General features: G+C 63.3%; 1 protein-coding gene and 1 pseudogene. One reads left to right on the forward strand and one right to left on the reverse strand.

Annotation, left to right across the window (positions count from 1 at the left end; all coding sequences use genetic code 11):
• Positions 1–123 precede the first annotated feature (123 nt).
• On the reverse strand, positions 124–972 hold the full coding sequence (locus AC1D00_RS39765; RefSeq protein ID WP_404551943.1) for a caspase family protein: 849 nt from the start codon (positions 970–972) through the stop codon (positions 124–126).
• Positions 973–1,400: 428 nt separating this feature from the next.
• Here AC1D00_RS39765 and AC1D00_RS39770 point away from each other — a divergent pair.
• A pseudogene (locus tag AC1D00_RS39770) lies at positions 1,401–1,753 on the forward strand (hypothetical protein); the annotation flags it as partial.

Below are 1,753 nucleotides of genomic sequence, written 5' to 3' on the forward strand. Positions count from 1 at the left end.
GCGTTACACACGCATATCGTAGGGTGGATTAGCCGAAGGCGTAATCCACCTCTTTGCTTTCCGCTCTGAGAGAGAAGTGGTGGATTACGCTTCGCTAATCCACTCTACAGTCGCCGCGAAAAACTAGCCGCCGGCTTCGCCGAAATGGACGTCTTCGAGCAGCGAGGAGGAGACGGTCGGGACCTGGTCGCCTTCGGAGGCGCGGGAGATGGCGACCCGGGTCTTGTTGAAAGCGCTTTCGGCGCTGCCCTGCGCAGCGAGATTGCCGAGCAGCTCGCTGACCAGCACGCTGTGCTCGCCCTTGCCGTCGTCGACGACCTTGCCGGGCGAAGCGGAGGAGAGGATCAGCGCATTGTCGGGCGTGCCGATCGGCGCGAGGCCGTGGCTGTAGGAACGGAAACGGCGCTCGTAGGGATTGCGGCGGGAGGCATCGACGACGACGAGCTTGGCCTTGGCGCCCTGCTCCTTCATCATGTCGAGCACGCCGTCGATGGAGACGCCCTGGCGGCGGACGTCGCTTTCCTTCCAGATCACGGCGTCGACCGGCAGCATGTAGCTCTGGCGGCCGGCCTGCACGCCGAAGCCGCCGAAGAACAGCATGACGACGGTGTCGCGCTTGATCCGGGACTTCAGGCGGTTGACGGCGCGGACCATGTCGTCCTTGGTCGCGTCTTCCACCATGTCGACGTCAAAGCCGTTCTTGCGCAGGGTCGAGGACAGCGCGCGGGCGTCGTTGATCGACTGCGTCAGCGGCGCGCTGGCGTCGGGATAATGTCCATTGCCGATGACGAGCGCGAGCCGGGAGGTCTGGCCGATCGAGCCGGTGACCTGGTCGGTCGTAACAGCCTTGGCGGCATCGAGCGCGCGCATGTTGAGGGCAGCATGGGCGCCGATCACGAGCGAGACCGTGCCGATGAGGGCTGCGGCCACCGCAATCGTGCGTCGGGAAATGTCGAGCTGCCTTACATTCATCTCGCTTCATTCCTGTCAGTGCCAAAGACCAGCCAAGCGCGCGCACACAGGTTGAGTAGCGCGATAGCGTCTTTAGGTTTGAGGGATTGGCCGGGGGAGTGCCCCCGAATTGCGCGCAATTTGCGGCGCCGCACCAAACAAACCTTTAACGGGATATAGTGTGCCCGGCAATAGATTGCCCAAAATTTGAGCTAAGTCGCTGAAGATGTTAGTTAATTACATGGCCTGGATTTCTCCTGGTTTTGCGTTCCCGTAGCCATTCCGGGGTCTGATCATGCAGCCCTCGTGCCGTTTTTTTTCCGTGACCGCTATCACATTTGTATTTCCTGCGAATCCGGGTAGCTTTTTCAAAGACTTGCAGGGGGTGGTGCGCGGATGGGAACCGCACCGGCCGGCCCCCGACCAGGGGCCCCGCGACCAGGTATTTCATGAACTTTCATTATTTTGCCGGCGCCGCCTGCCGGGCGCTGACGGCGCGGAAGGACGGCCCCTCGCTTTACGACGTCTGCGATCCCGTGCTGGCGGGTGCAACCAGCGGCGATCCGCATCTGGCCAAATTCTACAAGACCGCGCTCGGCAATCCCGCATTGCGGATACTGCTCCGCCGCGCCGGGCTGCCCGACTTGCGCGACGAGGCGAAGCTGACCCGGCTTCGCACGGCGCTGGCGCGGGCGCGCGACGAAGCCGAGCCGGACTGGGCGGCGATCGGCCAGCCCGTCGCCGATCTCGTCGACGGCATCGCGGTCGATCATCCAAAACCGCCGCCGGCGATATTCACCGG

The organism is Bradyrhizobium sp. P2_E8 (genome assembly GCF_056403875.1).